Annotated in this window: 1 protein-coding gene; it reads left to right on the forward strand. The window is 70.9% G+C overall.

The window, feature by feature from the left end:
- The coding region (locus KZZ04_RS19440; RefSeq protein WP_219423914.1) for a Trp biosynthesis-associated membrane protein at window positions 1-268 on the forward strand (268 nt) is incomplete at both ends.

Raw genomic sequence — 268 nt, forward strand, 5'->3', positions numbered from 1 at the left:
TGCTTACCGCCGGTCCTGCGGCCGAGCGCGCCCAGGAGCTTCTGCAGGGCGGCACGAACGATACGTCGGTGGATGCGACGTCCATCTCCGACTGGGCCTCGGTGCTCAGCGCCGATACGCAGGCGGCCGGTCCGGCGGTGGCCCTTGTGGGGGCTGCCGTGGCCCTGTTCGGCGCGGTGATGGTGGCCAGCAACCCGGGCACTGACAAGCCACGTTCGGCAAAGTACGAGACGCCGGCGGTGCGCCAGGAGCGCCTCCGCGAGGACTT

Origin of the sequence: Pseudoalteromonas sp. CR1 (assembly GCF_019392235.1) — a bacterium.
Lineage (GTDB): Bacteria > Pseudomonadota > Gammaproteobacteria > Enterobacterales > Alteromonadaceae > Pseudoalteromonas.